Raw genomic sequence first — 25,489 nt, forward strand, 5'->3', positions numbered from 1 at the left:
CCGGGTGGTGTGCCTGGGGCCGGGGCACGCCTGTCTGGTCGCCTCCTCCAGGAGGCGACCAGACAGGCGTCGGGCAGCGGCGGGTCTCAGCCCCGCGAGACGGACGCCACGCCCGAGACCGTGTTGGTCGAGACGTAGGCCGCCGCGCCGGGCTCCGCGTGGTCGACGACCACGGTGCGCTGAGCACTGGAGGGGACCGGGACGCCGTCGAGCACGACCTTTCCGGTCACGCTGCGGGCCCGCAGGTTGACGGGCGAGCCGGCGTCCAGGTGCACGCCGACCGACCCCGACACGGTCTTGACGGTGACGAGCGGCGTGGTGCCGTCGGCCGTCACGTCGACGGAGCCCGACACGCCGTTCACGGTCACGCGGCCCAGCGCACCCGTGAGGGCGACCGAGCCGGAAACGGTGGCGGTCGTGACGTCACCCGCGTGCTCGGACACCGTGATGGGGCCGGAGACCGACTTGGTCGCGAGCGTGCCGCTCGTACCCGAGACCGCCAGCGCGCCGCTGACCGTCTTCGCGTCGACGCGACCCTGCCCGCCGGTCACCACGATCTCCGCGCCGACCGCCGCGACGTCCAGGACCGTCGAGGACGGGACGGTGACCCGCACCGTCGCCGAGTCCTGGTCCTTGAGGCCGCGGAAGCGGTCCACGAACCCCTCCACGCCGGGGAAGTCGTAGGCGATCCGCAGGCTGCCGTGCTCGGCCAGGACCTGCAGCGGCCGCGAGGAGACGTCGAGGACCTCGACGAGAGCGCCGGAGGCGCGCGACGGGTCCGCGATCACCTCCGCCCGGCCGTTCGTGAGTCGGACGGTGAGGCTCCGCACATCCGCGACCTCGATGGTCTGCGGTGCGGCGACGCTCCAGGACTCGGTGCTCATCGGGATGCTCCGTTCGTGTCGGTCGTTCCGGTGGTCATTCTGGTGGCATCCGGGACGCCAGGCGATCCGGGCGGACCGCCGGGTCCCGGGGTGGTGGGTGGTCCCTGCGCGGTCGGCAGGGTCGCGACGATCGCCGAGCGGGCGCTGGCGAGGACGGTGCGGACGGTGTCCACGGTGAGCGTGGAGACGGCGCTCGCGACGTCGGCCTCCCGCAGGTCTGCCAGGACGTCGTCGCGGAACCGGCGGAGCACCATCTCGGCCTCCTGCCGCAGGGTGTACGACGTCGCACGGCGCGGGTCCGGCGGCGTGCCGGGCCCAGGCCGCGGACGAGCCCGCGCCTCCTGCGCCGCCGCGGCGAGCTCGGCGCGCAGGCCCTGCATCGTGCTGCGGATGTCCTGCCGGAGGTCGTCGGCGCGGGTGCGCACCGTCTCGGCGACGGCACGCTCGAGACGCCGCACGTCGTCCCAGCGGGCCTCCACCTCCGCTCGGCCTTCGGGCGTGAGCTCGTACGTCGCCTTGCGGCCGGCCTCCGAACGGCGCACCAGGCCCTCCTCCTCGAGGCGGGCCAGGCGCGGGTAGATCGTCCCGGCGCTCGGCCGGTAGGTACCGCCGAAGCGACCGGCCAGCTCCGTGATGAGCTCGTACCCGTGTCGCGGCCCCTCGACGAGCAGCACCAGGAGGTACAGGCGCAGCTCGCCGTGAGCGAAGACGGGAGGCATCAGAGCGCGTCCGTGACCGGACCGCCGGGCGGGGCGTCGGCCGGGCCGGGCGTCCCGTAGGCCGGGGCGTGCTCAGAGGCGCCACCGAGCACCGTCACGTTGCCGGAGACCGTGGACGCCTTGAGGTACGTGGGCGCGCCGGCGCGGCCAGGCTGCACCTGCCGCTCGCCGCGTCCGTTGATCTCCAGGCCGCCCACGACGACCCGGCCGCTCACCGCGGACACCATGGTGTCGACGACGCCCGCGTCCGGCAGTCGCAGCAGGAGGTTGCCCGAGATCGCGCTGGACCTCACGGTGCGCGGCTGCGCGGTCAGGTCGATCGTCACGTCGCCCGACACCGAGCTCGACACGACCTCGTCGACGGCGCCTGTGGCGGTGACGTCACCGGAGACCGTGCTGCTCGTGAGGTGACCGCTGTGCTCCCGGACGGTGACGTCGCCCGAGACCGAGGAGATCTTGAGCGACCCCGCCGTGCGGGACACGAGCAGCGAGCCGGACACGGTCGAGACCTTCGCGCCCGCCGTCGTGCCCGCCAGGAGGCCCTCGCCCCGGACGGTGCCGAGCTTCACCGTGACGTCGCGCGGGACCGCCACGTGGATGTCGGCGCGCGCCCGTCCGTGGAAGTCCCGGAACTGCGCGAGGAACGCCTGCCAGCCGCTCAGGCCCGTCTCGTGGCCGACGACGAGGCGTCCGCCGTCGAACCTGACCTCGACCGGCCTGCCGTCCACGGAGTGCACCTCCACCCGCGTCACCGGCTCGTCGTGGGCCACGACGTCCAGCCGGCCGTCCACGACGTGCGCCGCGAGCGCCGTCACGCCGTCCACCTCGATGGTCTGCGGACCGGTGACGGTCCAGGACTCGCTGCTCATGCCCGCTCCCCGCCTCGTCGACTCACGCGATATATCGCGTCTCCGAGACACGCTATATCGCGTCTTTGGCGCCGACAACCCCCGGCGCGGAAGATCAGGGTCGGATCAGGGGGAACCCGCAGGTTCGGCCGGAGCGCGCGCGTATGGGACCATGGGACGAACCCATCGGTCACCTGTCAGGAGACACCCATGAGCAAGCGCGGTCGGAAGCGTCGCAGCCGCAAGGGCAGTGCCGCCAACCACGGCAGGCGTCCCAACGCCTGAGCATGCCCACACCTTGTGGGTACGGAAAAGGCGGGAATCCTCGATCGGATTCCCGCCTTTTGCGCACCCACAGGGTTGTCAGGCGAAGAGCTGCTGCCGGATGCGCGAGCGCAACGTCTCAGGCGCCCGCTCGCTGCACGACCGCCGCACCAGCTTCTTCACGAGCTCCTCGATGCTCAGCTCCGCCAGGCACGGTGAGCAGTGCGCCACGTGCGCGCGCATCCGCTGCTCGTCTTCCGGCGTCATCTCCGAGTCGAGGTACTCGTAGATGTGCGTGAGCGCGTGCTCACACTCGTTCTCCCCGCCCGTGTCGTGCGGGATCGGTTTCACCACGGACGCCTCCCCGCGCCGCTCCTGCTCGCTCACTGCCCACCTCCGGGCGACTTCGTCGCAACAAGTCCTCGTTCGGCCGCGTAGTCGGAGAGCAGCTCGCGCAGCTGCCGACGACCGCGGTGCAACCGTGACATCACCGTCCCGATCGGTGTCCCCATGATCTCGGCGATCTCCTTGTAGGGGAAGCCCTCGACGTCGGCGTAGTACACGACCATCCGGCGATCTTCGGGCAGCGCCGCCAGCGCCCGCTTCACGTCGCTGTCGGGCAGGTGGTCCAGCGCCTCGGCCTCGGCCGAGCGCAACCCCTGCGACGTGTGCGACGCCGCGCGCGCGATCTGCCAGTCCTCGACCTCCTCGGCCTGCGACTGCTGCGGCTCGCGCTGCTTCTTGCGGTAGCTGTTGATGAACGTGTTCGTCAGGATGCGGTACAGCCAGGCCTTCAGGTTCGTGCCCGGGCGGTACTGGTGGAACGCCGCGAACGCCTTGGCGAACGTCTCCTGGACCAGGTCCTCCGCGTCCGCGGGGTTGCGCGTCATGCGCAGCGCCGCCGAGTACAGCTGGTCGAGGTACTGCAGGGCGTCGGTCTCGAAGCGCACGGCGCGGGCGGACGCGTCCTCCCCCAGCGGGGCACGGTCCGTCTGCTCGTCCGTCTCGGGCGCGTCGGCCTCGGTCCGGTCGAGGTTCTCGAGCTCGTCGAGGCCCTCGCCGACCGCCGGCTCCACCGGGTTCTCGGTCATCGGCATCGAGCCTATCCGTGCGGGCCAGGCCGCGTCCGCAATCTCACCAGTGCGGTGGCCCACACCCTTGACGGGACCGGACTCCGTCGCCGCGCCCAGGATCCGGGAGTCCGAGGGCACCGCGAAGAGCGGAACAGGGGCGGGTCCGGTCTCCCGGTCCGCGACGAGGCGTGTCATCACGTCGGGTAGAACGGCGGCACACGGCAGGGCATTCCCCTCCCGGGCGGTCTCGTGGATCACCTGGCCTGTCCGGCGGTGCGATCGGGCCGAGCCTCTGTCAAGGTGGACCCATGCTGCTGCGACACATGGCAAGGCCGTTGCTCGGTTCCTGGTTCATCTACGACGGGGCCCAGGCGGCCCTGCACCCGAACGAGCACCTGCAGGCGGCGCGGGAGGGCTCGGTCCTGGCCACCAAGACGTTCGGCGTCGAGCCGCTCACGGAGAAGCAGCTCACGACGCTCGTGCGGGCGCACGGTGCCGCGACTGCCGCCGCCGGGCTCCTGCTCGCGCTCGGGAAGGCGCCACGCGTGTCGGCCCTCGCGCTCGCGCTGCTCACCCTCCCGCTCGCGGCCGTGAACCAGCCGTTCACTGCGCCGAAGGCGGAGCGGTCCGCACGGACCGAGCGGTTCGTGCGGAACCTCGGTGCAGTCGGCGCCGCGCTCATCGCGGGCGCCGACATGGAGGGCCGGCCCGGCGTCGCGTGGCGTGTTCAGCACGCGCGCGCGACGCGGGCAGCCGTCCACGCCGCGAAGGACGCGAAGAAGGCCGTCACGCACGCCTGACCGGCCGCCCCTCAGCCTGACCGGTCACGTGATCGGGTCGACGTGCGCGGCAGGGACCGCCGCGGGGCGGCCGGGACGGCGGGGCGGCAGCCCGCCGCGATAACCTCGGCACATGACGGACACGCCGACCACCACCGCCCCCGCCGCCGCAGCCTGGGAGGCACCGCTCGCGGGCGGCCCGCTGGACGCGACGGTCGACGTGCCCGGCAGCAAGTCCCTCACGAACCGCCTGCTGGTGCTCGCCGCCCTGGCAGACGGCCCGGGAGTGCTCCACGGAGCCCTGCGCAGCCGTGACACCGACCTCATGATCGGTGCTCTCCGTGCGCTCGGCACGCAGGTCGAGGAGGGCGACGTCCCGTCGACGCTGCACGTGACGCCCGGCCCCCTGCACGGCGGCACGAACATCGACACCGGCCTGGCCGGCACGGTCATGCGCTTCCTACCTTCTGTGGCCGCCCTCGCCGACGGGCCCGTCCGGTTCGACGGCGACCCTGAGGCGCGCGTGCGCCCCATGGGCCCGGTCCTGGCGGCGCTCAATGCGCTCGACATCCCCATCGCGGGAGACGACGGCGGCGCGGTACCGACCCACCTGCCGTTCACGGTCGGTGGCCGTGGCCACGTGCGCGGAGGGTCGGTCGACGTGGACGCGTCGGGATCGTCCCAGTTCGTGTCCGGCCTGCTGCTGGCCGCGGCGCGGTTCGACCAGGGCCTCACCCTGCGCCACGTCGGCACCACGCTGCCGAGCCTGCCTCACATCGAGATGACGGTGGACACGCTCCGCTCCGTCGGTGTCACCGTCGACGACAGCCGTGACGGCATCTGGCGGGTCTTCCCCGGCCCGGTCCACGCGGGCGAGTTCCGCGTCGAGCCCGACCTGTCGAACGCCGCGCCGTTCCTCGCGGCCGCGGTCATCGCGGGCGGCACCGTCCGCGTCCCGGGCTGGCCCGACAAGACCACCCAGCCGGGCGCCCTCGTGCCCGACCTGCTGACCCGCATGGGCGGCGCCGCCTCCCTCGACGGCGACGTGCTCTCCGTGACCGGCACGGGCGCGATCCACGGCATCGACGTCGACCTGCGCGCCGCCGGCGAGCTCGCACCCACCTTCGCCGCGCTCGCCGCGCTGGCGGACTCGCCCACGCGGCTCCGCGGGATCGCGCACCTGCGCGGCCACGAGACGGACCGCCTGGCGGCCCTGGCGCGCGAGATCACGCGGCTCGGCGGGCAGTGCGAGGAGACCCGGGACGGGCTCGTCATCACGCCGCGGCCGCTGCACGGCGACGTGTTCCGCACCTACGCCGACCACCGCATGGCCACGTCGGCCGCGCTGCTGGGCCTGCGGGTCGCCGGCCTGCGTGTCGAGGACGTGGACACGACGGCCAAGACGCTCCCCGGCTTCACCGGGATGTGGCTCCGCATGCTGGCCGGGTCCAGGACGCCCGAGTGACGGCCGCCTGATGGCCCGCATCCGCGACGAGTCGGACTTCCGCTCCCGTCCGTCGAAGCACGGCTCGCGCCCGCGCAGCAAGCAGCGACCTGAGCACGCCGACGCGGTGACCGGCCTGGTCACGGGCGTGGACCGGGGCCGCTACACGCTGCTCGTCGAGGACCGCAGCGTGCTCGCGATGAAGGCGCGCGAGCTCGGGCGCCAGCGCGCCGTGGTAGGCGACCGGGTGGACGTCGTCGGCGACGTGACGGGCGAGGACGGCTCGCTCGGGCGGATCGTCCGCATCCGGGAGCGGACCTCGACGCTGAGGCGCACTGCCGACGACACCGACCCGTACGAGCGCATCGTCGTCGCGAACGCCGACCAGCTCGTGGTCGTCACCGCGCTCGCCCAGCCCGAGCCGCGGACCGGCATGATCGACCGCTGCGTCGTCGCCGCGTACGACGCCGGGATGGACGTCCTGCTCTGCCTGACCAAGGCGGACCTCGCCTCGCCCGACGCGCTGCGCGGGCTCTACGAGCCCCTCGGTGTCAAGGTCGTCGTCACGCAGAGCGCGCTGCCCGAGCCTCGGGACGTCGGTGGAGCACCGCAGGGCGAGGGCGCAGCGCCGGATGACGGCGGCGCGCCGGTCGCCCAGGACGGCCGCGTCCGGCTCGCGCGCGACTCCGTCGAGGAGGTGCGCTCCCTGCTGCGCGGCCGCACGTCGGTGCTGGTGGGGCACTCGGGCGTCGGGAAGTCGACGCTGATCAACGAGCTCGTGCCGGACGCCCGGCGGGCGACCGGCGTCGTCAACGCCGTGACCGGGCGCGGGCGGCAGACGTCGACGTCGGCGGTGGCCCTACCGCTGCCGGTCGGCCCCGCGCGAGACCTGGGCGATGGCCTGGAGGCCGCCGACCACGACGGCTGGGTGATCGACACCCCGGGCGTGCGCTCCTTCGGCCTGGCGCACGTCGAGGTGGCGCACCTGCTGCACGCCTTCGAGGACCTGTCGGCAGTGGCGGAGGAGTGCCCCCGCGGCTGCACGCATCTCGCTGACGCACCCGACTGCGCCCTCGACGACTGGGTCGCCGCCTCCCCCGACGACGCGACCCGCGCCCCGCGCGAGGCCCGCGTCACCTCGTTCCGCCGCCTGCTCGCGAGCCGCTCGGGCACGGACGACCACTGACCGGACGCCGCTCAGGTCCGGTGAGGCGTCAGGCGACCTCGAAGCCGAACAGTCGCACGTCCTCGGGGTCGACGCGCCACTCGACCCCTTCGTCGCCGTCGAAACCCTCGAACGCGAAGCCGAAGAACTCGTACAGTGCCCGTTCGCCCAGCTCGAGCGGGTGGAACGGGAGCGGGTAGGCCTCCCCGCGGTCAGCGGCGACGGGGAACGAGCCTGCCCAGTAAGGCTCCTCGAACGGGAGCCGCTCCCCGAGGTCCTCCAGGATGCCGTCGTCGGGAGCGAGGCTCAGCGCGCGCACCAGCTCGCCGTCCTCCCAGACGGCGAACGCGAACCAGTCCACCACGCTGTGCATGGCGTGCAGGACGAGGCGCCGGCCGGTGCTCGCCGCGACGAGGTGCTCCGGAAGCAGCGACGGCCGGTCGATCATGAACGCGCGGTCGCAGATCACGTCGACGTCCGGCGTCGAGAGCGCGTAGGCGTGCCCCTCGGGCGGATAGACCGCCTCGACGAGCTCCCACGGATCGTCGCCGTCGGGCCGGACACGATGGGGCGGGTAGAGAAGGCTCACCAGCGCGCTCGCGCCGTCCGGGTCGGCGCCGTCCGCCGCCCCGGCCAGTGCAGCGGCCAGGTCCGTCTCCACGTCCCCACAGACCAGCATCGCGGTCTTGACGCCCATGCCAACCCCTCCCGTGACGCCTCGACAGTACCGAGGAGTCGCGTGTCACGCCTGCATGAACATCCAGCGGTGGCCCTCGAGGTCCTCCGCGCGGTAGAGCGTGCCGTACTCCTCCGCCTCGATCCCGGACAGGAGCCCGGCGCCCGCGGCGCTCGCACGCTCGAAGTGTTTGCGCACGTCGGGCACGTAGACCAGCACGCCGTCGATCACCCACGGTGTCGACAGCCACACGTCCGACGCCGGGCAGTGGGCCCGGTGGGCGGTCGGCCCCTGGTAGGACGCCAGCTCGGCGAGCATCACTCGGCCGTCGCCGGCGAGGAGCTCGCCGTGGGAGAGCCGTCCGTCGTCGTCCAGCCAGCGTTCCGCCTCGGTGAAGCCGAACGCGTTGATGAGCCAGTCCATGGCGGCGCTGCCGTCGGCGTAGGTGAGCATCGGGATCACTGTCGGGTGGGGCATGACGACCTCCTCGGATCTTCGAACTAGTGTACTAATCGCGGGCCGCGGCGCAAGAGCTGTCGACGCCGCAGGCGCCCGTCGGCGACGTCCGCCGGAGCGGGGTGGGCAAAGGTGAGAATCCGCCCGTTCGGCGCGGCCGTGTGTCCTCCAGGCCTCACGCGACGCTACGGTGAGCCCCGTGCCAGCCGTGACGAAGACGAGCTATGACGACGACCTGCGCCTGGCGCACGTGATCGCCGACCAGGTCGATTCCATCACCATGTCGCGCTTCAAGTCACGGGACCTGCGGGTCGAGACCAAGCCCGACCTCACGCCGGTCTCCGACGCCGACCGCGCGGCCGAGGAGTTCATCCGTGCGCAGCTCGCGAGGGCGCGGACGCGCGACGCCGTCGTCGGCGAGGAGTACGGCTCGGCAGGTTCGGGGGCGCGGCGCTGGATCGTGGACCCGATCGACGGCACGAAGAACTTCGTGCGCGGCGTGCCCGTGTGGGCCACGCTCATCGCGCTCGCCGACGGCGACGAGGTCGTCATGGGCCTCGTGTCGGCGCCGGCGCTGGGCAAGCGCTGGTGGGCCGCGAAGGGCTCGGGCGCCTGGACCGGCAAGTCGCTGCACGCTGCGAGCCGCCTGTCGGTGTCGGGCGTGGCGAAGCTGGGTGAGGCGTCGCTGAGCTACGCCTCGCTGACGGGCTGGGAGGAGCGCGGCAAGCTCGACGGCTTCCTCGACCTGACCCGCGCCTGCTGGCGCACGCGCGGCTACGGCGACTTCTGGTCGTACATGCTCGTCGCCGAAGGTGCTGTGGACATCGCCGCCGAGCCGGAGCTCGAGGTGTACGACATGGCCGCGCTCGTCCCGATCGTCGTCGAGGCGGGCGGGCGTTTCACGTCGCTCGAGGGCGTCCACGGGCCGTGGGGCGGCAACGCCGTCGCGACGAACGGTGCGCTGCACGACGAGGTGCTGGACCTCCTGGCCTGACGGCGACCCGGGCGGGAGCCGGTCGGGCCGGCCCCGGGCCGCCCGGTCGGGGCCGCCGCGCCGCCGGAGGCTACGCCCGGGGGATGTCTCCCAGCTCGGACCAGTCGTACCAGAGCAGGTCGCGGTCGGTGATGCGCTGGAGCGCGGCGTCGAGCGCGCTCTCGGACTCGGCACCCACGGCGCCCGTCTCCTCGGCGTCGTTCTCCTCGTCGGCGGCGGCGAGGACGTCCGCGACGTCGGCCGCGGCCTCCGGCTCGTCCACGTGGACGCACACGATCGCCACCTCCGGCACGTCGCGGACGACCTGCACGGCCGACGGCGCGACGTCGTCGTCCGCGCCGGCCGGGCCGACGGCGGCGTCGGGCACCTCGACCGTGACCACCACGCGCTGCAGCGGCACACCCGGGCGGGCCGCGACGAGCGCGAGCGAGTCCGACGCGGCCTCGATCGCGGCGGCGTACTCGAGGCCCTCCTCGTCCTCGTCGGGCAGGGCGGCCTCCAGCTCCTTCGTCACCGCGTGCGCAGGGCGCGGCGCGAGGGTCCATCGGGCCGCGTCGGCCGTGGTGGTGGCCGAGTCGAGCTCGTCGAGCGTGGCGGGCACGTAGATGCGCATGGGCTCAGTCTGCCGTGGCCGGCCCGATCGCACTGCGGGCGGCGGGCACGAGCCCGCGCACGCGTTCGGCGAGCGCGGCGAAGGCGGCGCGCGCCGGGGATCCGGGAACCCGCTCGGCGAGCGCCCGGCCAGCCAGCAGCGCCGCGTCGGCCCCCGCCGGGTCGTCGGGAACCACGTGCAGGTCGACGACCCCGGCGTAGCGGGCGAGCGCGTCCCGGACGGCCGCCTCCGGACGCGGCCCGGCGGCGCCGGCCCGCACACGGTTCGCGACGACGACCCGCACGCCGGCCACGGCGACGGGAGCCTCGCGCAGGTCCTCCAGCCCCCGGACGAGGCGCTGCAACCCGACCGGATCGGCCGCACCGACGACGACCACGACGTCGGCCGCCGCGAGGGCGGCCAGGGTCGCGGCGTTGCGCTGCGGCGCGTGCGTGTCGTACATCAGCAGCTCGTCGGCCTCCAGGACCGGGCCGCAGTCGACGACGGTCCAGGTCACGAGCTCGCGCGCCCGCTCCCAGACCACCTCGAGCGCGCTCGCGGGCAGCTCCGGCCACCGGGCCGGGCGTGTGATCCCGGTCAGGACGCGTACTCCGGGTAGGGCCACGGGGCTGTGCCGGGCGAGCGTGACGAGGTCGAGCACGCCCTGCCCGGCGGCCCGCGCCGCGGCGGCGAGACCGGGCGCGTCGTCCAGGAGGCCGAGACGGGTCGCGACCGACGACGCGTACGTGTCGGCGTCGACCAGCAGGACCGTGTCGCGCGGGCCGGTCGGACGGCGGCCGCGCCGGGCCCGGACACCGGCGCCCGGTCGTGTCGGCAGCCGCACGCCGGAGGCCGTCGGAGCCCCTCCGGTGCCCGCCCGGTCCGGCAGCCCGGCGAGCGCTGCCGCCAGCTCGATCGCGGTCGTCGTCCGCCCGGGCGACCCCGCGGGACCCCACACGGCGACGACGGCACCCGGCCGGCCGCCGTCGGGCACGGGGGGCTCTGCCACCGTGGGGCCGGCCACGGTCTCGTCACGGACCGCGGCGAGGAGGCCCTCCGGGTCGACCGGCCAGCCCGGGACGACGGCGTCCGGGCCGAGGCCCGAGACCCGCCCGGCGGAAGCGTGCCCGTCGGCGAGGACGACCACGCGCGTCCCTGCGCGCCGCAGGCGGGCCACCGCCTCCCGGTCGAGACCCGGCAGGTCCACGGAGACGACGGCGACGACCCCCGCACCGGCCTCCGCCGCAGCGAGCAGCTCCGCCAGCTCGGCGCAGCGCCGCGTGACCGTCACGGCCGCGCCGGCCGCGCCCAGCACCGTGACCACCGCCGTCTCGTCGGGGCCTCGCACCGCGCACAGCACCGTCACGACGCGCTCGGTCACCGGCCCTCCCCGGCGCCGGCCGGGGCGCCGTCGCCGCCCGCACCCGGGGCATCCGTGAGGGCGCCCGCGACGGGGACCACGGCGACGCTGCCGGCGTCGGCGAGCGCGGCGAGGACGGCAGGCAGGTGCTCGGCGGGGATCAGGGCGTGCAGGGTGCTGCCACCTGCGACGACGAGCGCACCCTCGGCGCGATCGACCTGTTCCACGACGACGGCCGCGGCCAGCAGCGTCGGCTCCTCCCGGACCGCGTCAGCGGCGACGGGCGGCTCGGGCACGAACCAGAGGTCGACGACGGCTCCCGGCCGGATGCGGTCGGACAGCGCCGTGCCGACCGGGACGGCGACCGAACGGACGTCTACCCCCGAACCCAGGGCGGACCGCGCGACGAGCTCGCCCTCACCGACTGCGCGGAGGGCCAGGAGACCCTGCGGTAGCGGCTCGTCCGCACGCAGGTAGCGGTCCGTCCCGGCGGCGATCCGGACCTCGACGGTGCGCAGGGCGGAGCGGTCGAGCGGCTCGCCCGGGGTCAGCGGGCCGTCAGCGACATAGAGCGGTACCGTATGTCCTGCAGAGGAGACGGCCCACGAGCCGAGGGCCACCGACAGGGCGACGAGCACGACGCCGACGACCAGTCGCGGGTCCCGCCAGGACGGACGCCTCAGCCGCGCCGCGACCGGCTCGGGCAGCGGCCCGGGAACGATCCGGTCCACAGGGACGCTCGGGGCGTACGACATCGACTCCTCCGGAGGGTTGTGGGGGCGTCAACCATTGTGTGCGAACACCCCCGATCCGGCATCAGATGAACTCTTCCTGTGGATAACCGCACGATGTCAGTGCCTCGTGCCACACTGTTGGCATGGAAAGGCGATTTCTCTCCCTGGCCGACGTGGTCGAGACCCTCAGCATCTCCATGGCACAGGGCTACGCCCTCGTCCGCTCCGGTGACCTCCCTGCGATCCAGGTGGGACCCAAGAAGGTGTGGCGCATCGAGGCCAAGGAGCTCGAGGCCTACATCGAGCGGATGTACGCGAAGAGCCGCGAACGACTGAAGGACCCGGAGAACCAGGACTCCTGACCTCTCCCGCCATCGGGCCGCGCGCCACCGGCACTCCCGGGGACGCGCGGCCCTCTCATGCCCGCCGCCGGCTCCTGGCGTGGCCGGCCGAGCCGCGCGTGCGCCTGGCGAGCCGGATCAGGGTGCCTCACTGACGCACAGCAACGCGGCGAACGGCACCGTGCGCGCACCCGGCCACGATGACCGGGGCGCGGCACCGTCACCGCGCACGACGTCGACGTCGAAGTGGTCGCGGCCGACGCGACCCACCCGGCCCTCGACGGCCCCCGCGAGCGTGCGCACGAGGAGCCGCGCGCGATCGCGCTGCAGCCCGCGTAGCGCCGGCCCGAGCCCCAGCCCTTCACGCCGCTGCTGCGGCGCGGCCTGCCGTCCGAGGCCCGACACCCCGGACACTGCCGACAGCGGGACGAGGTGCTGCAGCGGCCCGCTCGGAGCGATCCCGCGAAGCAGGACCCATTCAGCGGCGGCCTCCAGCACGGTCCCGCGGACAGGCTCGCCTGCGGCGAGGTCGAGCACGACCTCCGCGCCGAGCGCCGCCCGGAACCGCTCCGCGAGGGTCATCGTGGCGTGCTCGGCGCGCGTCAGCTCGGCCACGAGGGCGTCCGCCTCCGCCGCGTCCTGCGCGGCGGCCTGCGCCTCGAGGTCGGCGAAAAGCAGCTCCCAGCGGGTCGGCGCGGCGGGGGTCGGTTCGTACATGACCCCACCTTCGATCATCCACAGGCATCCCGCTCATCTCTGGACACGATTCGGCAACCGGGTTTGAATATCACCCACCAGAGCACATCAACCGCGATGATCGGGTAGAAAACCGAGTCGTCAGCAGGACCAGGGGGATTCCTTGACCAAGCACGCCATCTCACCTCCATCACGCCAGCACGGTGGGATCGCCGCACTCCTGGCTCTCGGGCTCGGCCTGAGCGCCGCGGCGGCCCTGCTCGGGCTCCGGGCCCACGGTGTCGCGGCCGCCGTCATGGGCGGCGCGGCTCGCGCCTCGCGGACCGACGGAAGCCCGCTCGGCACCGGAGCTCTCGGCCTGCTCCAAGCCGAGAACCTGGGCGTCGACGCCATGGTCGAGCTCCTGGTCATCGGGGCCGGCGCGATCGCGGCGGCCTGGGTCGGGCTCTCAGCCCTGCTCGCCCTGGCGTGCGGGCTCACGGCCCGCGCCGGGCGGCGGTGGACCGCCGGCGAGCGCCTCGTCGCCCGTAGCGCGCCCTTCCTCGTCCGCCGCCTCGCCCACGCCGCGGTCGGCGCGGGGATCGGCCTCGCACTCGTGACGCCGACGGCGATCGCACTGCCGGCTCCGGCCGCGGGTGCCGGCTCCACACCGGAAGCCGAGTCGGCGCCCCACGTCCTCGATCTGGGCTGGCAGCCGACAACTGCGGCACCGGCCGACGGGGCGGCTCCTGAAGCCGCCGCGCCCCCGGATGGCGGTTCCCTGGCGTCCGAGCCCAGCCCGGCGGCGCCCGGCGGCATCGCAGGCGGGCCCGCCGTACCCGGTCAGCCCGACAACCCGGCGACCGAAACGGCGTTCCCGGTGCGCGTGGACCTCGCCGATCGCGGCCTGCCGGGCGGTGGAGGGCGACCGCCGACCGTCGTGGTGGTGCCCGGCGACACGCTGTGGGAGATCGCAGCGGCGCACCTGGGTGGCTCCCCGCCGGCCGCAGAGATCGCCGAGGCGGTCGCCCGCTGGTACGCCGGGAACCGCGCAGCTGTCGGCGCGGACCCCGACCTGATCCTCCCCGGTCAGACCCTGCGCGCCCCGTCTGCCTGAGACCGCCGACAACACGGCGCACGTCGCGCCCGCACGCACGGGACCACATTCCCTGCGCCCTCGCACCCTTCAGGAGGCACGCATGACCACCACGCTCGACACGCCTGTCCGTTCAGAACCCGTCCGCACAGAACCTGTCCGCACAGGACCGGTCCCCACGGTTCCGGCCGGCATCGGCCCGGCGCCGTCCGTCCAGTCGGTCCAGTCCGCTCCGGCGGCCCCGTCCGCTCCTGCCGTCGCCCCGTCGACCCCGGCAACCTCGGCCACCCCGGCGATCACGTCCGGGATCCGTACGGCGCCGGTACCCCGCGCACCCACCACGAGTCCCTCGGTCGGAGGGGCCACGGCCGGCACGGCGGCCGCCGTCGGGCACCGCATCCGGAAGGTGCGGATGGGCAGCACGGCCTACCCGGACCTGCGGGAGACCGCCGAGGTGCGCGACGGCCGTCCCGCGCCCGAGCCGGAGGCGGTGCTGCCCGACCCGACGGCGCAGGTCTGCCGCGTGGTCCGCGCCGCAGTGGAGGTGCTGCGCGGCGAGCGGCCGGCAACGCAGCTCGCCCGCTGGGTAACGCCGCAGGTCTATGACCAGCTCTTGGAGCGCGGCCGCCTCATGCGTGAGGTCCTGCCGCCGCGGCCCGCCGCACACCCGGCGATGGTTCGCCGGGTGCGGCTCATGCGGATCGGCGAGACGGCGGCCGAGGCGGCGGTGATCCTGCAGGACGAAGGCCGGGTCCGGGCGGCGGCGGTCCGGCTGGAGGCGAGACGCGGCGTGTGGCGCGTCGCCTGCCTGGAGATCGGCTGACCCCGCAGCGGTCGGTACGTGCGGTCAGGCCGTCCACTCCACGACGAGGTCGGCGTCGTCGCGGGTCCTGACGATCAGGTCGGCGTTGCGCTGGTCCGTCCCGAGCGCCCACGCACGGGCATCCGGCATCGGCTTGCCGTACGCGTGGTGCCGCGCGACCAGCCGCTCCAGCCGCAGGTCCTCGATCGGGTCCAGGTACCAGACCTCGGCCATGAGAGCGCGGGCTGCGGGCCACGCACCGGACGGGACGAGCAGGTAGTTGCCCTCGGAGATGACGAGCGGCACGGTGGACGGCACCTCGATCCCGGCAGCGATCGGTTCCTCGAGATCCCTCCGGAACGCCGGGGCGTACACGGGCGGGTCGCCCCGGCCGGCCCGCGCCAGCCGCTCGACGAGCGTCGCGTACCCGGTGTCGTCGAACGTGTCGATCGCGCCCTTCCGGTCGCGGCTGCCGTGCCGCTCCAGGACCGCGTTCGACAGGTGGAAGCCGTCCATCCCTGCCACCACCGCCAGGTCGGGGCCGAGGGCCGCGGCCAGCACCTCCGCGAGGGTCGACTTGCCGGCGCCGGGCGCACCCGTCAGGCCGAGGACGCGCCGCTCCCCCGCCACGGCGAGCGCCTTTGCGCGGGCGACCAGGTCGTGGGTGGTCAGCGGGACGGCGTTCCGGCTCATGGCGAGACGGTACCGATCTCGGCCAGCCATTCGCGCGGCCCCACGTGCGCGACCCGGGTCGACGCGACACGCGCCGCGAACGCGCAGGCGTCCGGCAGGTCGTCGCCGCGGGCGAGCGCAACGACCAGGGCGCCGTGGAACGCGTCACCGGCGCCGAGCGTGTCGCGCGCCGCAACCTGCGGCACGTCCACCGTGCCCCGTCGGCCGTCGGCCTCCGCCCACTCGACAGGGTCGGGGCCGTGAGTCACCACGAGCGCACGCGGCCCGGGGGGCGCGGCGTCCACCGCGTGCGGCGCTGCCATGTCGGCGCGGGCACCGCCGTCGGGCAGCGTCACGCCGGCGTCCGGCGGCAGGGCGAAGTCGGCGGAGCAGGCCGCGACGTCGGCTGCAGGGAGGAGCTCCGCGAACACCGGGCGCCAGCGACCGGCGTCGAGCACGACCTGTGGGCGGGGCTCGAGCTCGTGGACAAAGGCGAGGACCGCCCGTGCGATCGCCGGGTGGTGCCCGTCGAGCAAGACGATGTCCGGGCGCGGTAGCGCTCCCAGGGCGTCCGGTGTGGGGACGGCGTCGGAAGGAGCGAGGGTCGCGTCCGGCGAGACGACGGACCGGTCGCCGGTGACGTCGTCGACGAGCACGGCCGACACGGCCAGGAGGGTGTCGTCGCGGGGTGCGACGTCGTGCACCTCGACGCTGTATCGCTCCAGGTCACGGCGGGCGACGCTGCCCACGGGACCGGTGCCGATGACACTCACGAGAACGGCCCGCACACCGAGCGCCGCGGCTGTGACAGCGGCGTTGGCGGCCGGTCCGCCGGCCGAGACGTCCTGCCTCAAGGCTGTGATCTTCTGGTTGGGTCCGGGCCGTGCGGCGGCACGATGGAGCACGTCAAGCGTGGTAAGACCAGCGAACCAGCAGGTCAATGCTGGTTTTTCGGGTGGCTCGGCGGGGTTGTCGGGCATGTGCTGAGGCTACGTCAAGAGTCGCCCCCGCAGGTGTGGGTGACCCGTCCTAGGCTCGTTTGCATGGGTGATACCTGGCGCACGCTGATCCTCGACCAGCTCGACTTCTACTGGGCCGCCCACCTGTGGCCCCGCCTCGAAGGTCTCACGGACGACGAGTACCTGTGGGAGCCCGTGGACGGTTCCTGGAGCGTGCGCCCGGGACCGGACGGCCGGCCTGAGCTCGAGCAGACCTCGCCCGACCCGCCGCTGCCGCCCGTGACGACCATCGCGTGGCGCATGGTGCACGTGGGCCGGGACGTGCTCGGCCGCCGGGCAAAGGCGCTCTTCGGGCCGACCGACGCACCGCCGGACGCCGACATGTACGACCCGCGCCACTGGCCGGTAACCCCCGTCACCGCGTCCGAGGGCCTCGCGATGCTCGAGGAGGGGTATACCCGGTGGCGGGACGGCATCGCCGCGCTCGACGACGAGGCGCTGCTGCGACCCATCGGCCCGAAGGGGGGTCCGTTCGCGGACGACACCATGGCGGGGCTCGCGCTGCACCTGAACCGGGAGACGACGGCGCACGGCGCGGAGATCTGCCTGCTGCGTGACCTGTACCGGGCGTACCGGGACCGCGAGGAACCACTCGTGGCGGCCGCGCTCGCGGGGCGCAGCGACGACGTCGCCGGGCTCCTCGCCCGCGGTGCGGGCTCTGGCGTCCGTGCGACGCGACCCGCCCTGGTCACCGAGGCGGCCGGCTTGCGGCACTGGCCCGTCGTGCGCCTCCTCGTCGAGGACGGCTTCGAACCGTCGCCCGAGGCGCCCGGCCCGCTGCACTACGCGGCCGCCGCAGGCGCGGACGACGAGGTGCGATTCCTGCTGGACCACGGTGCGGACCCCACGGCGGCCGACCCCGTGTGGGCCAGGCCGCCGGCGGGCTGGGCCGAGTTCTTCGGGCACGGGCGGCTGGCCGAGCTCCTGTCTGTGGATAACCACGACCAAGCCTGATCAACATCGGTCATGCTGGATGTCATGACTGCTACCGCACCCATCCAGCACGGTGTCCCGCTGACCGACGACGGGGCGCTGCTCGCACTCGCCGAGTTCCTCCACCGTGGCGCCGACCCGCTCGAACGCACCCTCTGGTCGGTGATGCTCGACAGCGAGCGCCGCCCGCTGCCCGCCCTCCTGCCGGTCGACGACGTGCCGGCCGAGCCGGACCCGCGGGCCGTCCGGCACGTCGGCCGGCTCTGGGACGAGCTCCTCGAAGAGCTGCCGGGCGCCGGGCTCGTCCTCGTCCTGGAGCGCCCCGGCCCCGAGCTGGTCACGGACGCCGACCGGGCGTGGGCGTCGGGCCTGCGAGCCACCGCCGAGGCGCGCGGACTGCCGGTCCTGGCGTTCTTCGTCGCGTCCGACGACGGCGTGCGCCCGCTGGCACCGGACGACGCGGCCTGACCGGCGCCCGTGCTGTCACGCCTGGACCGGCCTGTCGTGGGTATGGAATCGGCGTGAATCCGGGCCCGAATTCACGCCGATTCCCACACCACGCGGGCGGGCGGCGGCGGACAGCGAAGGCCGCTCAGAACTCCCGGTCCGCGTACGCGCGCAGCGTGTCCCGGACGAAGGTCGCGCCCTCGACGCCGCCGTAGTTCGCGGCGAACCGCGGGTCCGCGACGTACATGTCGCCGAGGCCGAGCAGGTACTCGGCCGTCGGGCGGCCGTGCTCCGACCCGGGCGTGCCCGGGATCGAGCCCAGCCACTCGGCGTGCCGCGCCGCGAGCGCCTGCGCCTCGTCGCCCGCCGGGTCGATCCCGGCCTCGGCGGCGGCGATCCAGTCGCGCCCGAGCTCCTCGGCCCGGGCGCGCCACTCGCGCTGCCCCTCCGTGCTGAGCCCCCGCCACCAGGCGTCGCCGCGGGCGTAGGCGTCACGCCCCCAGCGCTCCTCCACCTCGTCCTTGTACTGCGTGTGGTCGAAACCGTCGAGCATGTCGCCGGCCATGATGTCCTCCTCCTTCTCGAGTGCCGTGATGGTCCGTTCCACGGAGGCGGCCTGCCGCGCCAGGCGTTCCTGCTCGGCGTGCAGCCACTGCAGGTGGGTGCGCAACGCACGACGTTCGTCGCCCTGGGCGTCGAGCGCCTCGGCGATCGCGCCGAGGCCGACGCCCAGCTCGCGCAGCAGCAGGATCCGTTGCAGGCGCACGAGGGCGTCGCGGTCGTAGTGCCGCAGGCCCCCGGAGCCCACCCGGGTCGGGCGCAGCAGCCCGATGGCGTCGTAGTGCCGCAGGGTGCGGCTCGTCGTGCCGGAGAGCCGCGCCACCTCCTGAATGGACCAGTCCATGTCTGAGACGGTAGAGGTTGACGTTGCGTCAACCGCAAGTGCTCAAGCGTCGGCGCCGTCGAAGGGCTTCAGTCCGGGTCCGCCGGGGCCGCTTCCCCGGCCCGGGCGAACTCCTCGTCGAGGATCGCGTAGACCCCCGTGTCCGCCCACTCACCCCTGAACCACAGGTCCCGGACGAAGTGCGCCTCCTCCCGCAGGCCGAGCCGGCGGCACAGTCGGATCGACGCGTCGTTGCGGGGGTCGAGCTCGGCGACGACGCGGTGCAGGCCGAGTCGGCGGAACGCGAGCCCGAGCACGGCCCGGGCCGCCTCGCTGGCGTAGCCCTGGCCGTGGTGGTCGGGGTGGAAGGTCCAGCCGATCTCGCCGGTCCGGTTCGGCACGCTCTTGAGCTGGAAGTACACGTCGCCGAGGAGCCGCCCGTCGGACCGGCGCTCCACGGCGATCTGCACGTAGTCGCCGGTGCGCTCCAACCGGTCGTGCGCCACGTACTCAGTGACCCTCTCGGCAACACGCGCGCGGTCCCGCGGCTCGAACAGGAGGTAGCGACACACGTCCTCGCGCGACTGGTACGCGTGCACCGCGTCGGCGTCGGCCAGCCGCATCGGCCGCAGCACGAGCCGTTCGGTGGGGATCGGCTCCGCGAACGTGTACGGGCGCTCGAGGCCGGGCTCGTCCGTCATGCCTCGACGGTAGCGGTCGGCCCGACGGCGGACGAGTCGCCCGGGTGGACCGCGTCCCGTGCCGCTCCCGGCGTCCTGGCGATCCACGTGGACGGTGGGTTCTCGGTTCACTGACGGAGGCGGCCAGCCGGTGCCACGATGGCCACATGATCGATCACGTCAGCATCAACTGCGCGGACCTCAGCAGGGCGAAGGCGTTCTACGACGCCGTGCTCGGCACGCTCGGGATCTCCCGGCAGCGCGACTTCGGCGAGGGCGTCGACTTCGGCGAGGCCGTCGGCTACGGCACCGAGGGCCAGCCGGACTTCTGGCTCGGCCGCTTCGATGACATGGGCCCGAACCGGGAGATCCACGTCGCATTCCGGGCGAAGGACGCCGCGGCCGTCCGCGCGTTCTACGACGCCGCGCTGGCGTTCGGCGCCGAGCCGCTGCACGCGCCCCGCGTCTGGCCCGAGTACCACCAGCACTACTTCGCGGCCTACGTCCGCGACCCGGACGGCAACAACGTCGAGGCCGTGACGCACAGCTACCAGGGCGAGGGCTGAGGCCGCCCGACGCCGGACCGCTCGCTCCGGGTACCTCAGGCCGCCGCCGCTGAAGCCGGCGTCCGATGCCGGACGCCGGCCCCGCGGGCTCAGCGCGAGAAGAGCCGCGCCAGGAAGCCCTTGGCGCCGTCCTTCGGCCCGCTGTCGTGGCCGGCGCACCACTGGGCCGCCGGGACACCGCGCCGGACGTCCTCGACGTGCTGGCCGCAACCGGCCCAGGTCGTCTTGCCGCACTGGCGGCAGGTGGTCGCGCTACACATGGAGGTTCCTTCCGTCGGGAGACGATACGCGGAGCAGCATACCCCGGGGGGTATGCTGCTCGTATGCGCACACTGATCATCGGCGGCGTCGCGGGCGGCATGTCCGCGGCGACCCGGCTGCGACGGCTCGACGAGGACATGGAGATCGTGGTCCTGGAGCGCGGCCGGTACGTGTCCTTCGCGAACTGCGGCCTGCCCTACTACGTGGGCGGGGTCATCTCCGAGCGCTCGTCGCTCCTGCTCCAGACGCCGGAGTCGCTCGCAGCGCGCTTCGGCCTGGACGTGCGGGTCGAGCACGAGGCGACGGCGATCGATCGGGAGCGCAAGGTCGTCCACGTGACCGACCTGCGCACCGGCCGCACCTCCGAGGAGCAGTACGACCACCTGGTGCTCGCGGCGGGCGCCGCGGCGACCCGGGAGCCGCTCGCGGGGAGCGTCCCCACCCGCACCCTGCGCACAATCGACGACGTGGACGCGATCACCGCCGTCCTGGCCGACGTGACGGGCCGCCCGGCCGACGTCGTCGTCGTCGGCGCCGGATTCATCGGCCTCGAGGCCGTGGAGAACCTGGTGCGGCGCGGCGCGACCGTGACACTGGTCCAGCGCGGCGCGCAGGTGCTCGCGCCGCTGGATCCCGAGATGGCGGCCCCCGTCCTCGCCACCCTGAGCTCCCACGGTGTGGACGTCCGCACCGGCACCACGATCGCAGGCGCGGAGGCTGGGCACGTCCTCCTGTCCGACGGCACGCGCCTCGCCGCCGACCTCGTCGTCGAGGCGACCGGGGTCCGTCCCGCCACGGAGCTGGCGGTCGCCGCGGGCCTGCGGCTCGGGCCGACCGGAGGTGTCGCGGTCGACGAGCTGCAGCGCACCGACGACCCTGCGATCTACGCGGTGGGCGACGGCGTCGAGAAGACCGATCATGTGGGCGGCGCGGCGACTCTCGTGACGATGGCGGGGCTCGCGAACCGGCACGGTCGCGCCGCGGCGGACGCCATCGCGGGCGTCCCGACGCCGGCCCGTCCTGCGCTCGGCACCGCGATCGTGGGAGTGCTCGGGTCGACGGTCGCGATGACGGGCTGGAGCGAGTCGCGCCTACGGGCGTCCGACCGGCCGCACCGTGTGATCCACACGCACCCCACCTCGCACGCCGGCTACTACCCCGGCGCCGAGCAGATGGCGCTCAAGCTGCTCGTCGACCCCGCGGACGACGCGATCCTCGGCGCCCAGATCGTCGGCGGCGACGGCGTGGACAAGCGGATCGACGTGATCGCCACCGCCATGACGGCCGGCCTCACGGCGTCGTCCCTCTCCGAGCTCGAGCTCGCGTACGCCCCGCAGTACGGCTCGGCCAAGGACGCCGTGAACCTGGCCGGCTACGTGGCCGAGAACGTCGCGCGGGGCGTGACGCGCACGCTCCAGTGGCACGAGCTCGACGACGCCATGACCGGCGGGGCCACGCTCATCGACGTCCGCAGCCCCGGTGAGCACGCCGCCGGCGGGATCCCCGGTTCCCGTAACCTCCCGCTGGACGAGCTGCGCACGCGGCACGCGGAGCTGCCGGCCCGCCAACCGGTCGTGGTGCACTGCCAGGTGGGCCAGCGGGGCCACACGGCCGCTCGCCTGCTGGGCCAGCTCGGCTACGACGTGCACAACCTCGACGGCGGCTACCTCACCTGGTCCGCGGGCACGGCGGCACGATCCGCCGACCGCACGAAGGCCGCCGGGTGAGCCCCGAACCCCCCGACCACGAGACGAGGACCTCATGAAGGACACCACACCGGCCGGCGCGGCCGGCACCCCCGGCGCGGCCGGCACCCCCGGCGCGGCCGGCACCCGCGGCCCGGCCGGCACCGCCGACGACACCCGCAAGGTCCTGAACCGCCTGCGCCGCGCCCAGGGTCAGCTCACCGCCGTGATCGCCGCGGTGGAGGCCGGGTCGGACTGCCGCACGGTGGTGACGCAGCTCGCGGCGGTCTCCAGCGCGCTCGACCGGGCCGGGTTCACGATCGTGTCGCACGCGATGCGCGAGTGCCTGAGCGAGGAGCCCGGCGAGGACAGCCTCACGGTCGAGGAGCTGGAGAAGCTGTTCCTCACGCTGGCCTGACCAGGCCCGTCCCCGAAATGAGGCGACGGCTCGAGCCCGGGCCTCGATAGGGTGACCGGATGTTCGTCGAGACAGCCGGCACCCGGGTCCACTATGTCGAGCACGGCCCCGCCGCGGGGGCGCCGACGGCGGTGTTCCTGCACGGGTTCCCGGTCGACCACCGGATCATGACGGGCCCGTTCGAGCCGCTGTTCGCCCGCCGCCGCCCAGGCTGGCGCCGCATCTACCTCGACCTGCCGGGCATGGGGGCCACGGTCGCGCCGCCCGGGGTCGGGAGCACCGACACGGTCTTCGACGTCGTCCGCGCGGCGATCGACGCGCTCGTGCCCGGGCCGTACGTGGCGCTCGGCGAGTCGTACGGCGGGTACCTGGCGCGCGGCCTCGCAGCGGCCGAGCCGGACCGTGTGAAGGGCCTGGGCCTGCTGTGCCCGATGATCGTCGCCGAGCACGCCGAGCGGGCGGTGCCGCCGTACCGCGTGCTCGTGCGCGACCCGGAGCTCGTCGCGCAGATCGGCGCGGAGGTGCTCGACGCCGACGACGTCGGCGTGATCCAGACGCCCGCCACGTGGCAGCGCTTCCTCGACGAGGTCGTGCCCGGCCTGACCGCCGCCGACGCCGGGGCCACCGCCCGCATCCGCGCCACCTGGACCGGGACGTTCCCGCTCGAGCCGCGTCCGTACGAGCGGCCCACCCTCTTCCTCCTCGGCCGGCAGGACGCCTCGACCGGCTACGCCGATGCCTGGCAGATCCTGGAGCACTACCCGCGCGCCACGTTCGCCGTGCTCGACCGCGCCGGACACAACCTGCAGATCGAGCAGCCGGCGTTGTTCGAGGCGCTGGTCGACGAGTGGCTGGACCGGGTCGAGGAGGCAGGCACCCCGATAGGGTCACCGGCATGACGCAGGTGTACGCGATGTGGCGCAAGCTCGAGGGCAAGCCGCTGGGCAAGAGGCTCTTCAGCCTGGGCTTCAGCCTCAAGGCCCCCTACTTCGCGAGCGTCCGCCCGCGCTTCGTCGAGGTCCGCCCCAGCTACGCCGAGCTCGTGGTGCCCCAGCGCTGGGCGGTGCGGAACCACATCGGCACCGTCCACGCGATCGCGGTCTGCAACGGGCTGGAGGCGGCGATGGGCGCGCTGGCCGAGGCGAGCGTCCCGCCGGGCAGACGGTGGATCCCGAAGGGGATGGACATCGCCTACACCGCCAGGTCCTCGAGCGACATCACCTGCGTGGCCGAGACCGACCCCGGCCAGTGGGCCTCGGACGAGCCCGACCTCCCGGTGCGGGTCACAGCACGGCGGGCCGACGGCGTCGTGGTCGCCGAGGGCGTCATCCGTCTCTGGGTCACGGACAAACCCACCCGCTGAGGCGACGGCACGGGTTGCTCGGCCGGCGGGCCGCCGTCGTCAGGTCGTCGGCAACGTAAACGTTTGCTCGAAAACACGCCTTGACGGGATTGAGCGAACTCCGCCAGACTGCGCGATGTTAGCGCTCACATTGCCGACTGACACAGGAGTCATCTCGTGCACTCATCCCTTGCCCCCTCGCTGCCCCGGTGGCTCGCGGCACTGCTGGCGCTCGCGCTGGCCCTGACCGTCACCGCGACGGCGATCCAGCAGGCCCAGGCCGTGACCGGCACGCCGGTCACCAACCCGCTCGTCGACTCGGCGATCAGCGCCGACCCCTGGGTCGGTGTCCACGACGGCAAGTACTACTACGCCGCGACCACGTGGAACTCGAACATCGTGATGCGGACCTCCAGCACGCTGGAGGGCCTCGGCGCCGCCGCCGAGAGGACCGTCTTCACCATCAACCAGGCCAACGGCTGCTGCACCATGTGGGCCCCCGAGCTGCACCAGCTCGACGGGCCCAACGGCTTGCGGTGGTACCTCTACTACTCGGCCGAACCCTCCTCCTCCGCGGGCGGCACCCGCCAGACCCACGTGCTGGAGAGCGCCGGGAACGACCCGATGGGCCCGTACACGTACAAGGGCGTCCTCAACCTCATGCCGAACGGCGGCTGGGCGATCGACGGCAGCGTCCTGCGCCTCGACGGGGCGGACTACTTCATGTTCTCGGCGTTCGGCTCGGACAACCTGCAGTCGGTCTTCATCGCCCCGATGAGCTCACCGTGGCAGGTCTCCGCCTTCGGCACCCGCATCTCCGCCCCGACCCTCGCCTGGGAGACGCAGGAGGGCGCCGTGAACGAGGGGCCGACCGCGCTGCAGCGCGACGGCCGGACGTTCCTCACCTACTCGGCGAGCGCCTGCTGGGGCCCGAACTACAAGATCGGCATGCTCGAGTACACGGGCACCGACCCGCTCTCGCAGAGCAGCTGGACCAAGAAGACGACGCCGATCTTCGAGCGCAACGACGCCAACGGCGTCTACGGGCCCGCCCACCACACGTTCTTCAAGTCGCCGGACGGCAAGGAGACCTGGATCGCGTACCACGCGAACAGCTCGGCGTCGGCCGGCTGCGGCACGACCCGCAGGACCCGGGTGCAGAAGATCTCCTGGAACGGCGACGGCACGCCCAACCTCGGGGTTCCCGTGTCGACGGCGACCGTCCTGACCGGCCCGTCGGGCGAGGACGGCTCGACCAACGGGCAGTCGATCAAGAACCGCTACAGCAACCTGTGCCTCGACGACTACAACTGGGCGACGAACCCCGGCGCGGAGGTGCGCCAGTGGACCTGCAGCACGGCCGCCGTCCAGGACTGGTACCTCGACTACGCCGCCGAGGGGTACTTCCAGATCAAGAACCGGAACAGCGGTCTGTGCCTGGACGACTACAACTTCGGCACCGAGCCCGGGGCTGAGGTCCGTCAGTGGACCTGCAACGGGCTCGACGTCCAGCAGTGGGAGATCACCGACGTCGGCAGCGGCTGGTCGACGATCCGCAACCGGCACAGCGGCCTGTGCCTGGACGACTACCAATTCGGCACCACCGCCGGTGCCGAGATCCGCCAGTGGACCTGCAACGGCAACACCGTGCAGCACTGGTCGATCGGCTGAAAGGAAACGA

32 protein-coding genes are annotated in these 25,489 nt (G+C 73.7%); 16 read left to right on the forward strand and 16 right to left on the reverse strand.

The window, feature by feature from the left end:
• Nucleotides 1–86: 86 nt before the first annotated feature.
• Genes L1785_RS15490 through L1785_RS15500 form a run of 3 tightly spaced genes read right to left on the reverse strand, consistent with a single transcriptional unit; the run spans nucleotide 87 to nucleotide 2,472 of the window.
• The gene (locus tag L1785_RS15490) at nucleotides 87–884 is read right to left on the reverse strand and encodes a DUF4097 family beta strand repeat-containing protein (protein WP_236090179.1); all 798 of its coding nucleotides are present in this window, start codon (nucleotides 882–884) and stop codon (nucleotides 87–89) included.
• Complete coding sequence (locus L1785_RS15495; protein ID WP_308113345.1) at nucleotides 881–1,603, reverse strand: PadR family transcriptional regulator; 723 nt, start codon at nucleotides 1,601–1,603, stop codon at nucleotides 881–883. Before L1785_RS15495 ends, L1785_RS15490 begins: the two co-directional genes overlap by 4 nt.
• Nucleotides 1,603–2,472: a DUF4097 family beta strand repeat-containing protein gene (locus L1785_RS15500; protein WP_236090180.1), complete on the reverse strand. Its 870-nt coding sequence runs from the start codon at nucleotides 2,470–2,472 to the stop codon at nucleotides 1,603–1,605. Before L1785_RS15500 ends, L1785_RS15495 begins: the two co-directional genes overlap by 1 nt.
• A 189-nt stretch (nucleotides 2,473–2,661) precedes the next feature.
• Between L1785_RS15500 and L1785_RS23410 the strand changes: the two genes are divergently transcribed.
• Entirely contained in the window at nucleotides 2,662–2,736 is a 75-nt protein-coding gene (locus tag L1785_RS23410; RefSeq protein WP_370449906.1) for a 50S ribosomal protein bL37, read from the forward strand.
• Nucleotides 2,737–2,814: 78 nt separating this feature from the next.
• Here L1785_RS23410 and rsrA read toward each other — a convergent pair whose 3' ends face one another.
• Nucleotides 2,815–3,102 carry a mycothiol system anti-sigma-R factor gene (rsrA, locus tag L1785_RS15505; protein ID WP_236090181.1) on the reverse strand — a complete coding sequence of 96 codons (288 nt, stop codon included), beginning with the start codon at nucleotides 3,100–3,102 and terminating at the stop codon, nucleotides 2,815–2,817.
• Nucleotides 3,099–3,806, reverse strand: a complete 708-nt coding sequence (locus L1785_RS15510; RefSeq protein WP_236090182.1) for a sigma-70 family RNA polymerase sigma factor — start codon at nucleotides 3,804–3,806, stop codon at nucleotides 3,099–3,101. The genes rsrA and L1785_RS15510 overlap by 4 nt, the downstream gene beginning before the upstream one ends.
• 290 nt (nucleotides 3,807–4,096) lie before the next feature.
• On the opposite strand from L1785_RS15510, the gene L1785_RS15515 reads away from it, so the two are divergent.
• The 3 genes from L1785_RS15515 (at nucleotide 4,097) to rsgA (ending at nucleotide 7,197) form a co-directional block, all read left to right on the forward strand.
• A complete protein-coding gene (locus L1785_RS15515; RefSeq protein WP_236090183.1) occupies nucleotides 4,097–4,588 on the forward strand; it encodes a DoxX family membrane protein in 492 nt (163 codons plus the stop codon).
• Nucleotides 4,589–4,700: 112 nt separating this feature from the next.
• Nucleotides 4,701–6,032 (forward strand): 3-phosphoshikimate 1-carboxyvinyltransferase, encoded by a 1,332-nt coding sequence (gene aroA, locus L1785_RS15520; RefSeq protein ID WP_236090184.1) that lies wholly within the window; start codon nucleotides 4,701–4,703, stop codon nucleotides 6,030–6,032.
• Nucleotides 6,033–6,042: 10 nt separating this feature from the next.
• Nucleotides 6,043–7,197, forward strand: coding sequence for a ribosome small subunit-dependent GTPase A (gene rsgA, locus L1785_RS15525; RefSeq protein WP_236090185.1), 1,155 nt, complete (start codon nucleotides 6,043–6,045; stop codon nucleotides 7,195–7,197).
• Nucleotides 7,198–7,225: 28 nt separating this feature from the next.
• Here rsgA and L1785_RS15530 read toward each other — a convergent pair whose 3' ends face one another.
• Nucleotides 7,226–7,873, reverse strand: a complete 648-nt coding sequence (locus L1785_RS15530) for a DUF6928 family protein (RefSeq protein ID WP_236090186.1) — start codon at nucleotides 7,871–7,873, stop codon at nucleotides 7,226–7,228.
• Between the two features lie 45 nt (nucleotides 7,874–7,918).
• Nucleotides 7,919–8,329 (reverse strand): VOC family protein, encoded by a 411-nt coding sequence (locus L1785_RS15535; RefSeq protein WP_236090187.1) that lies wholly within the window; start codon nucleotides 8,327–8,329, stop codon nucleotides 7,919–7,921.
• A gap of 178 nt (nucleotides 8,330–8,507) precedes the next feature.
• Between L1785_RS15535 and hisN the strand changes: the two genes are divergently transcribed.
• Entirely contained in the window at nucleotides 8,508–9,302 is a 795-nt protein-coding gene (hisN, locus tag L1785_RS15540; protein ID WP_372461875.1) for a histidinol-phosphatase, read from the forward strand.
• 70 nt (nucleotides 9,303–9,372) lie between these two features.
• Here hisN and L1785_RS15545 read toward each other — a convergent pair whose 3' ends face one another.
• Genes L1785_RS15545 through L1785_RS15555 form a run of 3 tightly spaced genes read right to left on the reverse strand, consistent with a single transcriptional unit; the run spans nucleotide 9,373 to nucleotide 12,009 of the window.
• Entirely contained in the window at nucleotides 9,373–9,915 is a 543-nt protein-coding gene (locus tag L1785_RS15545; protein WP_236090188.1) for a DUF6912 family protein, read from the reverse strand.
• A gap of 4 nt (nucleotides 9,916–9,919) precedes the next feature.
• Complete coding sequence (locus tag L1785_RS15550) at nucleotides 9,920–11,275, reverse strand: CpaE/TadZ family protein (RefSeq protein ID WP_236090189.1); 1,356 nt, start codon at nucleotides 11,273–11,275, stop codon at nucleotides 9,920–9,922.
• Nucleotides 11,272–12,009, reverse strand: a complete 738-nt coding sequence (locus L1785_RS15555) for a CpaB family protein (protein WP_236090190.1) — start codon at nucleotides 12,007–12,009, stop codon at nucleotides 11,272–11,274. The genes L1785_RS15550 and L1785_RS15555 overlap by 4 nt, the downstream gene beginning before the upstream one ends.
• A 122-nt stretch (nucleotides 12,010–12,131) precedes the next feature.
• Between L1785_RS15555 and L1785_RS15560 the strand changes: the two genes are divergently transcribed.
• Complete coding sequence (locus L1785_RS15560; protein WP_236090191.1) at nucleotides 12,132–12,350, forward strand: helix-turn-helix transcriptional regulator; 219 nt, start codon at nucleotides 12,132–12,134, stop codon at nucleotides 12,348–12,350.
• A gap of 117 nt (nucleotides 12,351–12,467) precedes the next feature.
• Here L1785_RS15560 and L1785_RS15565 read toward each other — a convergent pair whose 3' ends face one another.
• The gene (locus L1785_RS15565; protein WP_236090192.1) at nucleotides 12,468–13,046 is read right to left on the reverse strand and encodes a hypothetical protein; all 579 of its coding nucleotides are present in this window, start codon (nucleotides 13,044–13,046) and stop codon (nucleotides 12,468–12,470) included.
• 142 nt (nucleotides 13,047–13,188) lie between these two features.
• On the opposite strand from L1785_RS15565, the gene L1785_RS15570 reads away from it, so the two are divergent.
• Complete coding sequence (locus L1785_RS15570; protein WP_236090193.1) at nucleotides 13,189–14,121, forward strand: LysM peptidoglycan-binding domain-containing protein; 933 nt, start codon at nucleotides 13,189–13,191, stop codon at nucleotides 14,119–14,121.
• 82 nt (nucleotides 14,122–14,203) lie between these two features.
• Nucleotides 14,204–14,923, forward strand: a complete 720-nt coding sequence (locus L1785_RS15575) for an Rv3235 family protein (protein WP_236090194.1) — start codon at nucleotides 14,204–14,206, stop codon at nucleotides 14,921–14,923.
• Between the two features lie 24 nt (nucleotides 14,924–14,947).
• Here L1785_RS15575 and L1785_RS15580 read toward each other — a convergent pair whose 3' ends face one another.
• Together L1785_RS15580 and L1785_RS15585 are read right to left on the reverse strand one after the other, a co-directional pair.
• Nucleotides 14,948–15,595 carry a nucleoside/nucleotide kinase family protein gene (locus L1785_RS15580; RefSeq protein ID WP_236090195.1) on the reverse strand — a complete coding sequence of 216 codons (648 nt, stop codon included), beginning with the start codon at nucleotides 15,593–15,595 and terminating at the stop codon, nucleotides 14,948–14,950.
• Nucleotides 15,592–16,428 carry a PfkB family carbohydrate kinase gene (locus tag L1785_RS15585; RefSeq protein ID WP_236090196.1) on the reverse strand — a complete coding sequence of 279 codons (837 nt, stop codon included), beginning with the start codon at nucleotides 16,426–16,428 and terminating at the stop codon, nucleotides 15,592–15,594. The genes L1785_RS15580 and L1785_RS15585 overlap by 4 nt, the downstream gene beginning before the upstream one ends.
• 189 nt (nucleotides 16,429–16,617) lie before the next feature.
• Between L1785_RS15585 and L1785_RS15590 the strand changes: the two genes are divergently transcribed.
• Together L1785_RS15590 and L1785_RS15595 are read left to right on the forward strand one after the other, a co-directional pair.
• A complete protein-coding gene (locus L1785_RS15590; RefSeq protein WP_236090197.1) occupies nucleotides 16,618–17,547 on the forward strand; it encodes a DinB family protein in 930 nt (309 codons plus the stop codon).
• Between the two features lie 24 nt (nucleotides 17,548–17,571).
• The gene (locus L1785_RS15595; protein WP_236090198.1) at nucleotides 17,572–17,994 is read left to right on the forward strand and encodes a hypothetical protein; all 423 of its coding nucleotides are present in this window, start codon (nucleotides 17,572–17,574) and stop codon (nucleotides 17,992–17,994) included.
• A gap of 124 nt (nucleotides 17,995–18,118) precedes the next feature.
• Here the strand turns inward: L1785_RS15595 and L1785_RS15600 are convergent, their stop codons facing one another.
• Both L1785_RS15600 and L1785_RS15605 read right to left on the reverse strand, forming a co-directional pair.
• Nucleotides 18,119–18,877, reverse strand: a complete 759-nt coding sequence (locus L1785_RS15600; protein WP_236090199.1) for a MerR family transcriptional regulator — start codon at nucleotides 18,875–18,877, stop codon at nucleotides 18,119–18,121.
• A 68-nt stretch (nucleotides 18,878–18,945) separates the two neighbouring features.
• A complete protein-coding gene (locus tag L1785_RS15605; RefSeq protein WP_236090200.1) occupies nucleotides 18,946–19,557 on the reverse strand; it encodes a GNAT family N-acetyltransferase in 612 nt (203 codons plus the stop codon).
• Between the two features lie 146 nt (nucleotides 19,558–19,703).
• On the opposite strand from L1785_RS15605, the gene L1785_RS15610 reads away from it, so the two are divergent.
• Entirely contained in the window at nucleotides 19,704–20,102 is a 399-nt protein-coding gene (locus L1785_RS15610) for a VOC family protein (protein ID WP_236090201.1), read from the forward strand.
• A gap of 89 nt (nucleotides 20,103–20,191) precedes the next feature.
• On the opposite strand, the gene L1785_RS15615 is transcribed toward L1785_RS15610, so the two are convergent.
• The gene (locus L1785_RS15615) at nucleotides 20,192–20,362 is read right to left on the reverse strand and encodes a DUF8730 family Cys-rich protein (RefSeq protein WP_236090202.1); all 171 of its coding nucleotides are present in this window, start codon (nucleotides 20,360–20,362) and stop codon (nucleotides 20,192–20,194) included.
• 63 nt (nucleotides 20,363–20,425) lie between these two features.
• On the opposite strand from L1785_RS15615, the gene L1785_RS15620 reads away from it, so the two are divergent.
• The 5 genes from L1785_RS15620 (at nucleotide 20,426) to L1785_RS15640 (ending at nucleotide 25,479) form a co-directional block, all read left to right on the forward strand.
• Nucleotides 20,426–22,090, forward strand: coding sequence for an FAD-dependent oxidoreductase (locus L1785_RS15620; RefSeq protein ID WP_236090203.1), 1,665 nt, complete (start codon nucleotides 20,426–20,428; stop codon nucleotides 22,088–22,090).
• A gap of 34 nt (nucleotides 22,091–22,124) precedes the next feature.
• A complete protein-coding gene (locus L1785_RS15625; protein ID WP_372461876.1) occupies nucleotides 22,125–22,466 on the forward strand; it encodes a metal-sensitive transcriptional regulator in 342 nt (113 codons plus the stop codon).
• Between the two features lie 59 nt (nucleotides 22,467–22,525).
• A complete protein-coding gene (locus tag L1785_RS15630) occupies nucleotides 22,526–23,365 on the forward strand; it encodes an alpha/beta fold hydrolase (protein ID WP_236090204.1) in 840 nt (279 codons plus the stop codon).
• Nucleotides 23,362–23,829: a hotdog fold domain-containing protein gene (locus L1785_RS15635; RefSeq protein WP_236090205.1), complete on the forward strand. Its 468-nt coding sequence runs from the start codon at nucleotides 23,362–23,364 to the stop codon at nucleotides 23,827–23,829. The genes L1785_RS15630 and L1785_RS15635 overlap by 4 nt, the downstream gene beginning before the upstream one ends.
• 156 nt (nucleotides 23,830–23,985) lie before the next feature.
• Nucleotides 23,986–25,479 (forward strand): family 43 glycosylhydrolase, encoded by a 1,494-nt coding sequence (locus tag L1785_RS15640; protein WP_236090206.1) that lies wholly within the window; start codon nucleotides 23,986–23,988, stop codon nucleotides 25,477–25,479.
• The last annotated feature ends 10 nt before the right edge of the window (nucleotides 25,480–25,489 follow it).

Origin of the sequence: Antribacter soli, from assembly GCF_021568775.1 — a bacterium.
GTDB classification, from domain to species: domain Bacteria; phylum Actinomycetota; class Actinomycetes; order Actinomycetales; family Cellulomonadaceae; genus Antribacter; species Antribacter soli.